Source organism: Streptomyces sp. NPDC048461 (genome assembly GCF_055587105.1).
Map to the genome: position 1 here is coordinate 16,788 of NZ_JBVJGW010000031.1, position 15,278 is coordinate 32,065.

General features: G+C 71.5%; 16 protein-coding genes. 11 read left to right on the forward strand and 5 right to left on the reverse strand.

The features are described from left to right. Nucleotides 1–187: 187 nt before the first annotated feature. The 3 genes from ACZ6S8_RS34175 to ACZ6S8_RS34185 all read left to right on the forward strand — a co-directional run bounded on the left by ACZ6S8_RS34175 (nt 188) and on the right by ACZ6S8_RS34185 (nt 3,007). A complete protein-coding gene (locus ACZ6S8_RS34175) occupies nt 188–877 on the forward strand; it encodes a glycosyltransferase family 2 protein (protein WP_469461691.1) in 690 nt (229 codons plus the stop codon). A 5-nt stretch (nt 878–882) separates the two neighbouring features. Next, on the forward strand, nt 883–1,506 hold the full coding sequence (locus ACZ6S8_RS34180) for a TIGR04282 family arsenosugar biosynthesis glycosyltransferase (protein WP_469461693.1): 624 nt from the start codon (nt 883–885) through the stop codon (nt 1,504–1,506). Between the two features lie 79 nt (nt 1,507–1,585). Further along, entirely contained in the window at nt 1,586–3,007 is a 1,422-nt protein-coding gene (locus ACZ6S8_RS34185) for a glycosyltransferase 87 family protein (protein WP_469461602.1), read from the forward strand. Nucleotides 3,008–3,067: 60 nt separating this feature from the next. Here ACZ6S8_RS34185 and ACZ6S8_RS34190 read toward each other — a convergent pair whose 3' ends face one another. Then, nucleotides 3,068–3,451 (reverse strand): hypothetical protein, encoded by a 384-nt coding sequence (locus ACZ6S8_RS34190; protein ID WP_469461604.1) that lies wholly within the window; start codon nt 3,449–3,451, stop codon nt 3,068–3,070. Nucleotides 3,452–3,549: 98 nt separating this feature from the next. On the opposite strand from ACZ6S8_RS34190, the gene ACZ6S8_RS34195 reads away from it, so the two are divergent. After that, nucleotides 3,550–3,753 carry a hypothetical protein gene (locus ACZ6S8_RS34195; RefSeq protein WP_469461605.1) on the forward strand — a complete coding sequence of 68 codons (204 nt, stop codon included), beginning with the start codon at nt 3,550–3,552 and terminating at the stop codon, nt 3,751–3,753. Between the two features lie 15 nt (nt 3,754–3,768). Here ACZ6S8_RS34195 and ACZ6S8_RS34200 read toward each other — a convergent pair whose 3' ends face one another. After that, on the reverse strand, nt 3,769–3,924 hold the full coding sequence (locus tag ACZ6S8_RS34200) for a hypothetical protein (protein WP_469461607.1): 156 nt from the start codon (nt 3,922–3,924) through the stop codon (nt 3,769–3,771). A gap of 757 nt (nt 3,925–4,681) precedes the next feature. Between ACZ6S8_RS34200 and ACZ6S8_RS34205 the strand changes: the two genes are divergently transcribed. The 7 genes from ACZ6S8_RS34205 to ACZ6S8_RS34235 all read left to right on the forward strand — a co-directional run bounded on the left by ACZ6S8_RS34205 (nt 4,682) and on the right by ACZ6S8_RS34235 (nt 11,293). Further along, nucleotides 4,682–5,152, forward strand: a complete 471-nt coding sequence (locus ACZ6S8_RS34205; protein ID WP_469461609.1) for a hypothetical protein — start codon at nt 4,682–4,684, stop codon at nt 5,150–5,152. A gap of 353 nt (nt 5,153–5,505) precedes the next feature. Continuing rightward, nucleotides 5,506–6,093 carry a telomere-protecting terminal protein Tpg gene (gene tpg / locus ACZ6S8_RS34210; protein ID WP_469461610.1) on the forward strand — a complete coding sequence of 196 codons (588 nt, stop codon included), beginning with the start codon at nt 5,506–5,508 and terminating at the stop codon, nt 6,091–6,093. A 104-nt stretch (nt 6,094–6,197) separates the two neighbouring features. Continuing rightward, the gene (locus ACZ6S8_RS34215) at nt 6,198–6,839 is read left to right on the forward strand and encodes a hypothetical protein (RefSeq protein ID WP_469461612.1); all 642 of its coding nucleotides are present in this window, start codon (nt 6,198–6,200) and stop codon (nt 6,837–6,839) included. Continuing rightward, the gene (locus ACZ6S8_RS34220) at nt 6,836–7,102 is read left to right on the forward strand and encodes a hypothetical protein (protein WP_469461615.1); all 267 of its coding nucleotides are present in this window, start codon (nt 6,836–6,838) and stop codon (nt 7,100–7,102) included. Before ACZ6S8_RS34215 ends, ACZ6S8_RS34220 begins: the two co-directional genes overlap by 4 nt. A gap of 452 nt (nt 7,103–7,554) precedes the next feature. Then, a complete protein-coding gene (locus tag ACZ6S8_RS34225; RefSeq protein ID WP_358379048.1) occupies nt 7,555–8,244 on the forward strand; it encodes a TnsA-like heteromeric transposase endonuclease subunit in 690 nt (229 codons plus the stop codon). Beyond that, nucleotides 8,241–10,301, forward strand: a complete 2,061-nt coding sequence (locus tag ACZ6S8_RS34230; RefSeq protein WP_469461617.1) for a Mu transposase C-terminal domain-containing protein — start codon at nt 8,241–8,243, stop codon at nt 10,299–10,301. The genes ACZ6S8_RS34225 and ACZ6S8_RS34230 overlap by 4 nt, the downstream gene beginning before the upstream one ends. Continuing rightward, nucleotides 10,298–11,293, forward strand: a complete 996-nt coding sequence (locus ACZ6S8_RS34235) for an ATP-binding protein (protein ID WP_358379054.1) — start codon at nt 10,298–10,300, stop codon at nt 11,291–11,293. The genes ACZ6S8_RS34230 and ACZ6S8_RS34235 overlap by 4 nt, the downstream gene beginning before the upstream one ends. 1,155 nt (nt 11,294–12,448) lie before the next feature. Here the strand turns inward: ACZ6S8_RS34235 and ACZ6S8_RS34240 are convergent. The 3 genes from ACZ6S8_RS34240 to ACZ6S8_RS34250 all read right to left on the reverse strand — a co-directional run bounded on the left by ACZ6S8_RS34240 (nt 12,449) and on the right by ACZ6S8_RS34250 (nt 15,148). Beyond that, nucleotides 12,449–13,558, reverse strand: a complete 1,110-nt coding sequence (locus ACZ6S8_RS34240) for a phage tail sheath family protein (RefSeq protein ID WP_469461619.1) — start codon at nt 13,556–13,558, stop codon at nt 12,449–12,451. Between the two features lie 583 nt (nt 13,559–14,141). Next, the gene (locus tag ACZ6S8_RS34245) at nt 14,142–14,411 is read right to left on the reverse strand and encodes a hypothetical protein (protein WP_469461621.1); all 270 of its coding nucleotides are present in this window, start codon (nt 14,409–14,411) and stop codon (nt 14,142–14,144) included. Then, nucleotides 14,408–15,148, reverse strand: coding sequence for a hypothetical protein (locus ACZ6S8_RS34250; protein WP_469461623.1), 741 nt, complete (start codon nt 15,146–15,148; stop codon nt 14,408–14,410). Before ACZ6S8_RS34250 ends, ACZ6S8_RS34245 begins: the two co-directional genes overlap by 4 nt. Between the last annotated feature and the right edge of the window lie 130 nt (nt 15,149–15,278).

Here is a 15,278-nt window from a genome sequence, read left to right on the forward strand (position 1 = left end):
GCACAGCCCCTCCCCCCAGCCCGTGGTGAGCATGATGCGCGGCACGGGCCTGCCTCGGACCGGTCACGCGCTGCCCGGTGCCGAGGTCCGACGGCCTGGAGCCGACGACACGTCGCGGGAATCTCCACTCCTGAAATTTCCGGTTCTGGATGCGTACGGTGAGGACGTGACCGACCCGCATACGACGATGGTGGACGTCGTCCTGCCATGCCTGGACGAAGCCTCCGCCCTGCCCTGGGTGCTGGAGCGCATCCCGCCCGCCTGGCGCGCGATCGTCGTCGACAACGGCTCCAGCGACGGCTCAGGGGCTATCGCCTCCGCGCTCGGCGCGAGCGTCGTGTACCAGCCGGAGCGTGGGTTCGGTGCCGCGTGCCAGGCGGGGCTGCTTGCGGCGGAGGCGGAGTTCGTCTGCTTCTGTGACTGCGACGCCTCCCTGGACCCCGGGCTGCTTCCCGCCTTCGTGCAGGAAGTGGCGGACGGAAAGGCAGACCTGGTGCTGGGGCGACGCCGGCCGCAGGGGCGCGGGGCATGGCCTGTTCATGCGCGGGCCGGGAATCTGGCCTTGTCCTGGATGGTGCGCCGGCGCACTGGGCTGCGGCTGCACGATCTGGGGCCCATGCGTGCCGCCCGGCGTGAGCCGCTGGTCGGCCTCCACCTCACTGACCGGCGCAGCGGCTACCCGCTCCAGATGGTCCTGCGCGCGGCCGACGCGGGCTGGCGGGTCAGCGAACTCGACGTCCCCTACCTTCCGCGTGCGGGGAGGTCGAAGGTCACCGGGACCTGGCGGGGTACCTGGCACGCGGTGCACGACATGCGCACGGTGCTCTCGCAGCCGCCGCTGCCCGTCCCGGCATCCGGTGGGGAGGATGCGCAGTGACCACGATGCTCATCCTTGCCAAGGAACCGGTGCCCGGGCGGGTGAAGACCCGCCTTACCCCGCCGTACACGCCCCAGGAGGCGGCGTTCCTGGCCCAGGCGATGCTCACCGACTCCCTGCAAGCAATGCTCGCGGCCCCCGCCGAGCGGCGGGTGCTGGTCCTCGACGGCACACCTGGACCCTGGCTGCCGACCGGCATCGAGGTAGTGCCGCAGGGGCAGGGCCGGCTGGATGAACGGCTGGCCGCGGCATTCGGGATGCGCACGGGTCCGGCCGTACTGATTGGTATGGACACCCCGCAGGTCACCCCCGCCGTCCTGGCGCCCGCGCTGGCCGAGGACGCCTGGCAGGGCTGCGACGCATGGTTCGGCCCGGCACTGGACGGCGGCTTCTGGGCGCTGGGACTCGCCGAACCCGATCCCGCACTGCTGCGCGGGGTACCGATGGACGTCCCCGACACCGGTGCCCTGCAACGCCAGCGGCTGACCGAGGCCGGGCTGACGGTGCGGGACCTGCCGGTGCTGCGGGACGTCGACACCGCCGCCGACGCACGGGCGGTGGCGGCCCAGGCCCCGCACACCCGCTTCGCCACGAGCCTGGCCCTGCTGATACAGGCCAGGCCGCAATGACCGCCGGCTTCGTACCGCGTCCCCGCCTGCTGTGCGGGCATCACACCATCAGTTCGAGAAAAACGACGGCTGCGAACCGGTGATCAACGGACGTACGTTCCGCACCGGAATCCTGCTGGCCGCCCTGACCGCAGTCCTCGTCGTAGCCGTCCGCAAGGACGGCTACCACTTGGATCCGGCCCGGCTGTCCTGGTGGTACGCGGCGTGCTGGCTGCTGTTCGCCGCCGCGATGTGTTCGCTGCGGAAGGTACCCGTCCGGCACGCTGTGGCGCTGGTGCTCGCGGGCGGCATCGCGGTGGCCGCCACGGGCCTGGCCGCGCCCCCGCGCACCAGCACCGACTCCTACCGCTACGCCTGGGACGGCCGGGTGCAGGCGGCCGGCATCTCCCCGTACGACCACACGCCGGCCGACCCGGAACTGACCCGGCTCCGCGACAGATGGCTCTTCCCCACCGGCGCCGCGTGCGCGCATCCGGACCGCGCGCGGATCCCCGCGCCCGCCGGTCACACGCACTGCACCCGCATCAACCGCCCGCAGGTCCACACCATCTACCCGCCCGTCGCCGAGGCCTACTTCCTCCTCGTCCATGCCCTCGCCCCGGACGGCACCAGGCACAAACCACTCCAAATCGGCGGGGCGCTCCTCTCGCTCAGCGTCACCGCCGCCCTGCTGCTGGTGCTGCGCCGGCGCGGCATTAGGCGGTGGGCCGCCTACTGGGCCTGGTGCCCGGCCGTGCCCGTCGAGGCGGTGAACAACGCACACGCCGATGTGCTCGGCGTGCTCCTGGCCGTCGTGGCGCTCGGCGTCGTGGCCCGGCGCCGGATCACGGGCGGCGCCCTGCTGGGCGCGGCCGTCGCGACCAAACTGCTGCCCGCCCTGGTGCTGCCCGGCGCGCTCTCGGGGGTGCGGCGGGTCCGGGACGCGGCGGCCGTACTGCTCCCCGCCGCCGCGGTGGTGGCCGTCGTCTATCTGCCGTACGAGCTGCTGTCCAAGGGCTCGGTCTTCGGCTACCTCGGCGGCTACGTCAAGGAGGAGGGCTACGACGACACCCCCTCCGGCAGCAACCGGTACGCGCTGCTGCGCCTGGTCCTGCCCGACTCCTGGGTCCTGCCCGCCGTGGCCGTCGGGATGCTGGCTGTCGTGTGGCATGTCCTGCGGCACGGCGATCGGGAGCGTCCCTGGGCCGGCGCCCTGCTGGTCACCGGCACGGCGTTCCTGCTGCTGACGCCGGGCTACTCCTGGTACGCACTGCTGCTCGTCGCCCTGGTCGCACTGGACGGGCGCTGGGAGTGGCTGGGCATCGCGATGGCGGGGGCCGCGACCTACGTCACAGGACGGGCGTTCGACGATCGGCACACCGTGGGGACCACCGCGTACGCCATCGCGGCGGCCGCCGTACTCACCGGCTGGGCGATGCGGCGCACCCGATGGACCCCGACCCGCGGGAAGCGCAAGTCGGCCTCCCCCATCCCGCTCGACTCCGCAGGGCATGAGGCGTGACGGGCTGTGCCGATGACACTCACAAGACCGGGCCCGCTCCCAACCCCCTGGAGAGCGGCATCAAGTGCGTCGCTCATGGCCTGGAGGGCCGGGCTCCTCGGCGGTGCCGGAAGCCTCCTGGCGCGTCTTGTGGCGGTGAATGGACACGGCGACGATGAGCAGCAGTCCGAGCGCGGCGGCCACGAGGGGAACGCCGATACGGTCCAGGCCCTCGGCAGTCCACCGCTGGACTGTGCCCGCTGCGTCGATCACGGGGTCGCTGACATTCCCCCCACGCAGAACCCGGATCTCGTACCAGCCGTAGTACGCCACGTAGGCGCCGACCAGGAGCAGCAGGCCGCCGCCGAGGCGTGAGGCGACCGAGCCGAGGCGGCGGAGCCGGCCGACGCGGACGGTGCGGGTCAGTGCGACGGACAGTGCGGCGGCGCCGACGATCACGTCCATCCCGGCAGCGTATGCCGCGAAAAGCACGACACCCTCGAATGCCGATCCGCTGCGGAACGCGCCGCCACGTCGGCCGCCCGGGTTCGTTGGATCCGGGCATGGAGCAGAAAACCGTTTCGCCTCCGGAGCGAGCCGGATTCGCCCGGCTGGCCGAGGAGTTCAGGCAGGGGTCCGACGCGCCGATCTACGACGCCGTGGAGCGCCAGTGGCTCGCCGAGGGCCGGGAGGTGCCCCGCCGTCCGGGCCCGGCGTGGGGCGGCCGGCGCACGGTGAACACCGGAGACCTGTTCTACCGTGACTGAACCACACCCCGCACTTCACTCCGGCGCGTACAGCCGCTCGCGCAGGTACAGCAGGGCCGCGGTGTCCGCGACGGCGGCCAGAGCGGCCAGCAGGGCGCGGATACGGGCGTCGTCGCCCTCACGGACCGCCTGCACGATGTTCTCGATCGCTTCGCGGGCGCGGGGGTCCATACCCGCCGGACCGGCCGTGGAGGGGCCATGGCCGGCAGGGTCACGCCGGCACTCGTCGGGAACCCCGTGCGCTGCCGTCATGTCATCCCCAACGGATCGCAGTACTCCCCGGTCACGACCGCCGCGAAAGGGTGGGACGGGCCGCGCTACGATCACGCCCGGCCCGCCGACGGTATCGAGAGGCCGGACAGCAGCCTGCACGGGGGTGAGGCCGCCTGCCCGTACACCTCTCGGCCTCGGCGCGGCTCAGGCGGACAGGGCCCGGGTTCAGTCCTCTTTTCCCGCCAGGACACGATCCGCCGCATAGTGCGGGCAGGACAGGACATGCCACGTCACCGTCAGCCGGCACCCGGCCGCAACCGCGATCGTACGAGCCTGGCCGTCAGCCGGGCCCGCCGCGCAGTACGGGCACACGACGGTCTCTGCCCTCAACTCAGCCGTCATCCTTCAGATCCTGCCCCGCCGAGGCGGGCGTGACGAGAGGGCCGCGCCGGTCGCCGCGAGGCACGCGTCGGAGTGCGGCCCCCGTCGCGGCCCTGATGGCCGAGGCCGCACTCCGTACCGTCGAAACTACCGGGTACCGAACCGAGCGCGGGACCCGTTTTCGCTGGCCGGGCAGGTGACCGCGCAGCATCCGAATCGTTGTGCCGAGCGCTCATCAGGACGGCTGGCCCCTTTCGCTCGGCTTGCAGCCCCCGCTGGACGCGCCTCCTTTACCCATCCCGACCCCGGACGCCGAGCCCCCGAAGGCAGGACCATGACCCCGCCGTACGCCACCGAAAAGCAGTTGCTGGCCGCCCTCGCCGCCCTGGACATCGACGTCCCCGACGACCTGGGTTGGAGCAGCTACGACGCCGAGCTGCGCATCGCCGCTCTGTGGGCCCTGCTCTGGCGCACTGCGGGTGCCGGCTACGAGGAATCCGTCGCCGGCCCCGGCCATACACGCGCCTACTTCACCGGCCCGTGGGAGTGGCCTCTCGCCGAGGATCAGGTGGGCCGCGCCTGGTTCGAACTCGGCTTCGCCGGCGACCGGCTGGACTCCCTCACCATGACCGTGCCGCCCTGGTCGGTCGGACTTCCCCACGAGGATGCTCCCGACGACCCCACGGCAGCGACCAACGGTTGGGCGTACGCAGCCACTACGGCCGTCAGCCTTGCTCGTGCCCTTTCTTGGTCCACTGCGTTGGATGTCGTCCGAGTGGGCCCCCTCCGCCATCTCCACGGCTGACTTCCAAATGCGCCACCTCCACGCCATCCTCGAGGAACTCGGCGACGCCACCGCATACCCCCGGTGCGAGCACTGCGGCGGCCTCCAACACATGGTTGCCGCTGTCCCCGAGTGCCGGAACTGCCTCGTCTCCGAGCCAGCCACCAAGACCGGGGGCGGCGAGTAGACGGCAGCCAGCGGGCGGGGCGCTCTCCGCCAGTTACCTCCAGGCAATCGCAGTGGGCGTGTCCCGTACTTCCGATTGCCCATAGGCAACTCGGGCCGACGAGTTCCTCTCCGACAGCGCCCGGGGGGACAGCGGACTGGCGCCTCGGCGTCCCGCGTCCACAGGCCAGGTCGCTTTTCATACAGTCATGAGTAACGACAACACCGCAGTGCGGGCCCTGCTGCGCGACAAGCTTCTCGACGGCCTGCGGCGCGCGGAGCGCACCCTGTTCACCCGTCCCGCGCCGAAATCCGCGCACGCTCGGATGAAATTCCTTCGCACGCGCGAGGGCGGCTCCTCGAAGTCCCTGGCGGAGCGCCTGGGCGTCTCCCGCAAGACGGTGGACCGCTACCTCTCCGGAGCCACGAAGAAGCCGCAGAAGCGCCTCCAGGCCGCCTTGGAGCAGGAGACCGAGGCGGAGTGGCAACCGCAGGTCAGAGCGCAGGCAAGGCAGCGCGCGGCCACCTCGGCGGGGCTCGTCATCTCGATCACCGCCTACTTCGGATTCGGTTCGGAAGGCTCTGACGCGGGCCGGATGCGGGACATCCAGGTCGCCGTATCGCCCTCCCACGCCGCCGCGATCCTCGCCGCCAGGGACACCGGCGCGACGGACAGCGAGCTGCACGACGCCGTCGCAGAGGCCATAGCGGACGCCTATTTCCGCGTCGAAGGCGGCGGACGCGCGGGCCTGAAGGTACGAATCGAGGCAGTCGAGCGGTTGGATATCGCGTTTTAGCCACGAGGAATTCACCCCTGCTATAAACCTGGAGTGACAGCCCGCCGTCGTTGTACTCGGGCGGCGGGCTCCCTTTTCGTTTCCGTGGTGAAAGCGAGAGCCTGATGAGCACGACCGATGGCCGGCGGCGGCTGCGCCGCGTCCCCGAAGCGCGCGCCCAAGGGCCGCGCATGCCGATCGACCCGGCGAAGATCGGCCGGTCCTCGGTCCGGCGCCGGGCCCGGGGCATGACGCACGGCGAGGCCGTCCAGGCGCTCGCCGACGCCGAGCTGGACGCTCACCTGGACCGCCGGTACGAAGAGGCGGCCGACCACAGCAGCCGCCGCGCGGCCGAGCAGCGGGCGGCGGCCCTGGTCGCCGCCCGCGCCGACCAGCTCCAGGCGCTGCGTGAGCGGGGCACCCTCGAGCAGACCGAGCCCCGGGAGGGCGACGAGGCCGCCCGCGACGAGCTCACCCGCCGCGCCGGGTCGTACGTACAGCCGGACGTCGACGCCTGGCTCGCCCGCGCACTCGCCGCGCACCGCGGCCACTACGCCGACCCGGCCGCCCGCGAAGCCGCCGCCGGCCTGCTGCACCCGCCGGTCCTCGCCCACGCCGCGCTGCTCGCCGCCCTCGTCCAGCTCGTCCCCGGCACCGACGTGGACCAGCTGCCGTTCGCGGCCCGGCTCGCCGCCGCCGACTGCGAGGCCGTAGGCGATCTCGCCGCGTTCCTCACCCGCGCCGTCACTGCGGGGAACCCGGCATGAACCACGGCCAGGAGCAGGAGGTCGTCGCCGTCTGGGAGGAGCACAGCGCCATCGGCCACCACTACGAGGAACTGCGCGCCGACGGGACGGTCGACGCGTGGACGGAGCCGCCCTTCGGTGAGACCCGGTTCCCCGGCGAGGACGACCCCGACCACAACCCGATCTGCTCCTGCCCCGGGCAGTGGCCGCTCGCCTTCTGTCTGGAGTGCGCCGGCTGCTCCAGCTGCGGGCAGTGCCCGTGCAGCCGCCCGCGCCTGCTGTGAGTCACCCGGAGCGACAACAACACCCCTCACAGCCCGCCTCACACCAGGCTGTGAGGGCGCGGCAAAGCGCCCGCGTATGCCCTGTTTGCCTATGTGGTGGCAGCCTGTTTTCCCAGGTGGTCAGGATCGCGAAGGGTGTTGTGAACCGGGTGGCCGCAGAACATGTCACGCTCACCCAGCGTCACATCGGAGGTGTCACGCCCGCCTGTCACGCTCGCCGGGCGACGGCGAGGACGACACCGCCGAATGTCCGGATTGGGGCTTTTGGGATGGCGGCGCGGGTGTCCTCCGACAACGAATCTTGTTCGATTGCCACCGAAGTCTGACGAACCGTACTTTTCTGTCATCGAAGCTTGAGCACTCGGAACGATCGCTGGTCTGGGGGCGTGGTGGGGGCACCTGAGCGTGCGTACGGGGATGCAGCGTTAGCGGCCTTCGAGCTGGACTTTTCTGTGTCGGGTGAGCGGGTGCGGGTGACGCTGGCCGAGGGGTGGAGTGCGCGGTTCGAGGAGGCCGAGCCGGTTCGTGGCTTCCGGTGGGACAAGGGTGCCCGGGGCTTCGCGGGCTGGTACTACGCCGTCACCGCGGCGGACTTGATCGGGTTCGAGTCCTGGCTGGAGCGGGACCGGCTGATCCTGCTGGACCGGGATCCGGATGTCGTGGGGGTGGCCTCGCAGCCGTTCTGGCTGCACTGGCACGACGGACAGCGTGCGCGCCGGCACGCGCCGGACTACTTCGTACGCCTCGCGGACGGGCGGGCTCGTGTGGTCGACGTCCGGGCTGGCGACCAGATCGACGAGGCGTCCGCGGAGGCCTTCGCGGCGACGGAGCGGGCCTGCCGGGCGGTGGGCTGGGAGTTCGTACGGGTGGGGGTGCCCGATCCGGTGCTGATGGCGAACGTGCGGTGGCTGGTGCGCTACCGCCGGGCCCGGTCCGCCCGCCGGCCGGACGTCGTGGACGGCCTGTTGGAGCTGTTCGCCGAGCCGGGCCCGCTGCGGGCCGGGGCGGTGCGGGTGGGCGATCCGCTGCTGGTGCTGCCGCACCTGTTCCATCTGCTGTGGTCCGGCGTCTTGACGGCGGACCTGGGCGGGGAACTGCTGCACAGCGGGACCGTGATCTGGGCGAGGGGGACGAGCTGGTGACGTATCTGCAGCGGCCGGCCGCGATCGAGGCCGGCGCCTGGGTGCGGGCCTCGGGGCAGGTCCGGGCGGTGGTGGCGGTCTCGGCGACGTCGGTGACGCTGACCGGCGAGGGGGAAGCGGAGCTGCTGGTGGTCGGGACGGGCGAGCTGCTGGCCGCGGAGGACTTCGCGGTGATCGGCAGCCCGGTGCGGATGCCACTGCCGGCCGCGTCGCTGCTGGAGACGCTGCCGCAGGAGGCGAGGCAGAAGGCTCTTTGGTGGGAGGGGCACATTCTCGAGGTGCTGCACGGCCTGCCGCCGGGCGCGGGCCCGGGCGCCGAGCGCCGGCCCGAGTACGGTCCGGGCCGGTCGTTGACGGTCCGCGAGCGGGCGAAGGCCGCCGAGCTGACCGCGGCGGGCCACCCGGCCGCGGCGAGCACGGTCGCCCTCAAGCGGCGCCGCTACCAGGCCCAGGGCGTGATGGGGCTGGCCGATCACCGGCCGGTCCGCAAGAAGCCGCCGGCGTTCGGGGCGGTGGACGACCGAGTCGTGGCGGCGATGCGGCAGGCGATCGTCGAGGCCGTCGACGCCTCCACCCGCAGGGGCACGTTCATCATCTGGCGGACCGGCGAGCTGCTGCGGCAGACGCCCGAGGGCCGGGCGGTGAAGCTGCCCTCGGAGCGGACCCTCTACCGGCTGCTGGCCAAGCTCACCGACGGCACCCACACCTTCGGCTCGGCCGTCACCCGGCGTTCGCGCGCCCACGGGGCGGTGGGGCCGTTCGGCGAGCGGACGGTCTTCGCGCCGGGCGAGATCATGCAGATCGACTCCACCCCGCTCGACGTCCTGGTCCTGCTGGACAGCGGGGTGACCGGGAAGGTCGATCTCACCGGCATGATCGACGTCGCGACGAGGACGCTGACCGCGGCGGTGCTGCGGCCGACCACGAAGTCGGTCGACGCGAGCGTGCTGCTGGCCCGCACGGTCACCCCCGAGCCCATGCGGCCGGGCTGGGCGGACGCGTTGGCGATGTCCCGCTCGGTGCTGCCGCACCGTCGGCTCCTTCAGCTCGACGAACGCCTGGCGTACGCCGCCGCCCGGCCGGTGATCGTGCCGGAGACGATCGTCTGCGACCACGGGAAGGTCTTCGTCTCCCGCAACTTCCAGTCCTCCTGCCGGTTCCTGCAGATCGAGTTCCAGCCCACGCACAAGGGCTCGCCCTTCGAGAAGGGCCACATCGAGAAGATGCTCGGCTCGGTGGCCACCTTGTTCGCCCAGTTCGTGGCCGGCTACACCGGCCGCAGCACCGACCACCGCGGCCGTCACCTGGAGCGCGAGCGACTGTGGTCCCTGTTGGAACTGCAGGAGTTGCTGGACGAGTGGATCGTCGCCGCGTGGCAGAACCGTCCGCACGACGGCCTGCGGGATCCCGCGCACCCCGGCCGGGCATTCACCCCGAACGAGAAGTACGCCGCCCTCATCGAGGCATGCGGCTACGTCCCGGTCGCGCTGAGCGGCGACGACTACGTCGAGCTGCTGCCCGCCCTCTGGCGGGTCGTCAACGACTACGGCATCCGGATCAAGAACCGGATCTACGACAGCGAGGAGTTGGGCCCGATGCGGCGCCAGCACTCGGGGGTCCAGGCCAAGCGCGGGCTCTGGGAGGTCCACCACGACCCCTACGACGTCTCCCGCATCTGGGTACGCGACCACCTCGGTGACGGCGGGTGGGTGCCGGCCACCTGGAAGTACCTGAAGCGGGTTCCGGTGCCGTTCGGGGACCTGGCCTGGGACCACGTCGCCCGGCAGCTGCCCGAGGCGACGGAGGAGGAACTCGCCGACGCCGTCTCCGCCCTGCTGACCCGCGCGCACGGCGGCCCGCCCGGCGAGCCAGGCCGCCAGCCGAGCCGGCGCGAGCAGCGGGTGGCGGCCCGCACCAAGAACACCGGCCCTTCCATCCCGGCCCCGGCAGCCGAGCCTGCCGAACCGGTCACCGAGCCGGAAGAACGGGAGTCCCTGGCCGAAGTGATTCCGCTGGGGCTGTTCGACCCGCTCGAAGACCCCTGGAGGCGGAAGTGAGCGAGCCGGAGGAGCCGGGACAGCACCTGACCACCCTCGAAGGCTGGCTCCGGTTCACCGACCGCCCTCCCGAGGCTCCGCCGTTGCTCTCCCCGGAACAGTACGCCGCCCTGCCCGCGGCGAAGCGGACGGCCTACGACGAGGACCGGCTCGACTACCACACCCGCCTGCTGGTGGTCCGCACCTCCACCGTCCAGCACACCGTCGCCACCGGCCGACGCCTCGTCCTGCTCAACCGGCACGCGATCAGCGCCCGCCGCGGGCTGATCGTCTCCGGCCCGGCCGGCACCGGCAAGACGATCGCCATCACCCAGCTCGGCCTGGCCCACGAACTCCTGGACCGCTCACGCCATCCCGACGACCTGGGCCGCATCCCAGTCGTCTACATCACCGTCCCACCCGCCGCCACACCCCGCATGATCGCGGCGGAGTTCGCCCGCTTCCTCGGCCTGCCGGTGACCCCCCGGTTCAACATCACCGACATCATCGAAGCCGTCGTCGGCGTCTGCACCGACGCCCGCACCGGCCTGGTCCTCGTCGACGAGCTCCACAACATCTCGCTGACCAGCCGCAACGGCGCCGAGGTCGCCGACACCCTCAAGTACTTCTCCGAGCGCATCCCCGCGACGTTCGTCTACGCCGGCATCAACGTCGAGCGACTCCTGGCCGGCGTCCGCGGTGAACAGATCGCCGGCCGCTTCACCCTCATCCGCACCCACCCCTTCCCCTACGGACCCGAGTGGAAGGGCCTGGTCAGGACCCTGGAAGGCACGCTGGTCCTGCTCAAGCACGAACCGTTCAGCCTGATCAGCCTCGACCGCTTCCTCCACGAACGCTGCGGCGGCATGATCGGCTCCCTCTCCCACCAGATCCGCGGCGCCGCGATCGACGCGATCCTCACCGGCACCGAGGAACTCACCAAGTACGGCCTGGAGGACGTTCCGCTCGACCTCGCCGCCTCGCCCAAGCCCCGCAGGCGGACCACCCGGTGACCCCCGACATGGAACCGGACCCCACCGTCACCCGCCTCCCGCGCCAAGTGCGGCCCCTGGACCGCGAAGGCGTCGAAGCCTTCATCGTCCGGCTCGCCCAAGCCAACCACCTCCAGCCCGCCTACCTGCGGGACTACCTCTGCCCGCCGCCCCACCACCGCGGGAAACCGAGCTGGGGCCGGCTCGCCGCAGCAACCGGCCGTCACCCCGCCGCCCTCCGAGAAGCCCTCGAAGGCCCGGCAACCCGATGCGCCGAGTGCGACGCCCCGCTCCCCCCGAAGGGCACCGCCGGCGGAAGCCCCCGACGCCACTGCTCCGCCCGCTGCCGCCAACGCGCCCATCTGCAACGCACCATCGGCACCCCGACCTGCGGATACTGCGGAATCGAACTGCCCCGGACCCCGGGGAAGAGCACACCGTCCTGGTGTTCCCCACGCTGCCGCCGGATGGCACACCGCCAAGGAGTCGAGCGGCCCCCCGAGCCGGCCACGACCGCCTCCCCGGCGAAGCTCTGCACGAAGTGCGGCGAGATCATCCACCGCATCCCCGTGAGCCGCCGCGGTCCGGCGGGCTACTGCCAGCGATGCCGAGACCAGGACTACCTCCAACGCCAGCAGAACCCCGCCCAACCTCCCACCGGCCACAGCGTCCCCACGGGCCCGACATGCGGCTTCTGCCGAACCCCCATGGACTCGGCCTCAGCAGCCCGACGGTGGTGCTCACACGCCTGCCGACAGGCCGCCTACAGAGCCCGCAAGCTCGGCGAGATCCCGGTGTCCTACGCAGAGTAGATGTCAGTGCGGCGCAGGGTTTCGTCAGTGTGTGCTCTCTGGCGCGCGAGGCCGGGATCCGGAGGCGACCATGCCGGAGTTGGCTCGGCACACCGACCCGGGTGGCGCCCCGCACCGCGGGCAGTGTCCGTGCTCGATCAGCCCGGCGCGGGCGTCTCGCATACCCATCCCTTTTCTGCGGTGTGCCCGCCGGTTCGAGACGCCTTGTCGGGACGGCTCTCGCGCTCCGGCCGCCCCGGCGGGCTACCGTCCCGGAACCGGTCGGTTCCGGGACGGTAGCCCGCCGAACTCCTGCCCTACGGTCTACGACCGGATCATGGAGTGCCGCCCTGGGCACATGGAAGGATCTGGGCGGTGGGGCAGGTCAGGAGTCGAGCTGCTGGGTGAGCTGGAGGATCTGGAACTCGGCGGGCCTGAAGGCGGCGAGGCCGATCTTCAGGATGAGCCGGCCACTGGCGATGTCGTCCTGGGTCATGGTGATGCCCTTTCCGACCTGGACGAAGTAAGCCTCCTCAGGCGTCCCTCCCTGGAGGGCGCCCTGCTGCCACAGGGAGTACAGGTAGTTCTCGGCAGCCGCGCGGACCTTCTCCCAGGTGGGCTGGCTGTTGGGCTCGAAGACGGCGAAGGGAAGCGCCCGCCCGAGGTCTCGTTCGACGCTGGAGAAGAGGCGGCGGATGGGGATGTAGCGCCACTCGTCGCTGTCGGAGAGCGTCCGGGCACCCCACACCACCGTGCCTGAGCCCGTGAACTCGCGCAGGAAGTTCAGGGACCGGAAGCTTCCCTGCTCCTGGTCGCTGGCCTTGTACAGCACCTTGTAGGGGCCCTTGACGGGGATGTTGGCCGGCGCCTTCCACACTCCCCGCTCCCGGTCCACGGTCGCCCAGGCGCCGACCACGAGGGCGGACGGCGGCACCGGCTCTTCCTGGCCGTCCTGCCGCAGCCAGGGGAAGTACACCGCGGCGTAGGGCTTCTGCGCCTCGTCGATGGCCCAGGCGTCCACAGCCTCGCCGGCCTGTTCCGGGGTGTGGTCGCGGTCCGCGTGCAGGACGGCCATCGCCCTGTGCCCGGCGGCCCAGCCCGTCAGGCCACGGGCCCACTCCCCGGCCGTCTCGGCACCCTGGTCCCACAGCCCGGGAGCCACCACGATGGTGACGTCGGCCGCCGCGGACAGCTGCTTCAGCGCCCCGTCCAAGGTCGTACCGGCGGTGCTGGCCAGGTAGCAGTAGCCGCCACCGTTGTAGAAGTAGCCCCGCAGCGCATCCCTCCACGCGGCAGTAGCACCCTTGCCGCCGCCGTCAGCCTCGGGGAACAAGGACTGGGCGTCCAGCCAGTTGTTCACCCTCGTGACCCCCGCGGGGAGGCCCTCGGCCTCGCCGACGAACGCCACCACGGCCGTCGCGCTGGACTGAACCGACAGGCTCAGCGAGAACAGTTCCTCCACGTACACACCTGAGCTGTTCGCGTTACCGGCCATAAGACTCTCCTCCGCAGTAGGTACACACATGCCGGAGATGATCTTTCCTCTCGCGGCAGCCGTACGTACGGCTGTTCGCGAAGTCCACGAACAGCCGTCGGCCGCCGACCGCGGCGACCAACCCCGAAGGGGGCCGGTTCCGGCCCCCTGACCAGCATGGACGGGCGCTGAGGGGCTGCCCGCCGATCACCCCTCGCTCACTCGTACGGGTGAACGGGTGAGGTGTCCGGAACCCGTTTCGGGACGCGGATGCTCTCCGAGCCGCCAGTTCCTACTGACACGGACTTGGCGCCCCCGCTGCCATAACCCTGCGCATCCCGCTGACATCTGCTCTGCGCACGAAACCTTGAACCATCCCCTGACCTGCACAAACAAGATTCGTTGTCTGGAAACCGGTAGTTGTCACGATCCGATGGCAAAAGAGCAAGATCCGATGACAGAGGACACTCTTTCCGCGCCCGAATGTCCGAATTAATCGGCTTTGGGGTGGGTGTTGTCATGCGGCTTTCCGGCGACGTGACAGGCGGCGCGACAGGGGAGCGTGACACCTGAGTGTGACGCTCGGTGAGCGTGACAGCGGTGATCAGCTCTGGAGCGGGGGCCAGATGTGTGGGTCGGCGCACTGCCCGCAGGCGGCGCAGCCGGCGCACTCCATGCAGAACTGGCGCGGCCACAGTCCGGGGCAGTCGCAGATCGGGTTGTAGTCGGGGTCGTCGTCGCCCTGGTAGAGGCTCTCGCCGAAGGGTGGCTCGGTCCAGGCGATGACCGAGCCGTCGGCCAGCAGGTCCTCGTAGTGGTGCCCGATGTCGCTGTGCTCGCTCCAGGTGGCCACTACCTCGTCCGATGCGCTCACGCCCTGCCGCTCTTCACCGCGGCCGTGGTGGCGAGCCACGCGGCGAGCGCGGTCGTGGCGGCCGGGTTGGCCTGAGCGAGGCGCACAGCGTGGCCCGCGTCGAAGCCCTCCATCGTCCCGGCCCGCGCCATGGCCCGCAGCAGCGCGCTGTGCGCCTGCACCGACGCGGGGACGGCGTCCGGGTCCCTCGGAGGCGCCAGCTGGTCCTCCAGGAGCCGGTACATGTCGAACTCGCCGTACTCGTTCAGGTAGTCGAGCGCGTAGCGGTCCTCGGGCTCGTGCAGCACGAGCGGGCCTTCGGCGCCGTAGCGGGCGCCGGTCGTACCGATGAGGCCGGCGCGCTCCAGGGCCGCCAACATGTGGGCGCGTTCGGGCAGTCCGTTGGAGTGCAGCCACTCCTGCCGTTGCTGCTCGATCTCCAGGTCCCGGAGCTCGGCTTCAAGTTCGGCGGCGGCCGCGGCTTCGGCGGCGAGTTCGTCCTGGACGAAGGCGTCGGCCGCCGGCTCGTACGTCCCGCCGGTGGCGGCGAGCAGCTGCGCGATGCGTTCCCACTCGGCGATTTCGGCGGGGCCGCGTTCGTCGTCGGCCAGCTCCTCGCAGTCACGGTCGATGTGCTGCTGCAGCCGGGCGTCCTCGATCGCGGCCGCGGCCTCGGCGGCGGTCATGCCGGTGGCGCGCCTGCGGACCGAGCCGCGGCCGACCTTCGCCCGGTCGAGCGGCTGGCGGGGCGTGGCCACGTCGGGCGCGGGAACGGAGGGACGTCGGCGGGAGCGGGGCGCAGGGGTGTTCACAGGGCCTCTCAATCGTCACTGAGAAAGGGACGGGAAATCGGGTCGCCGCGCGTCGGGCACGGCGACCACAGACAGG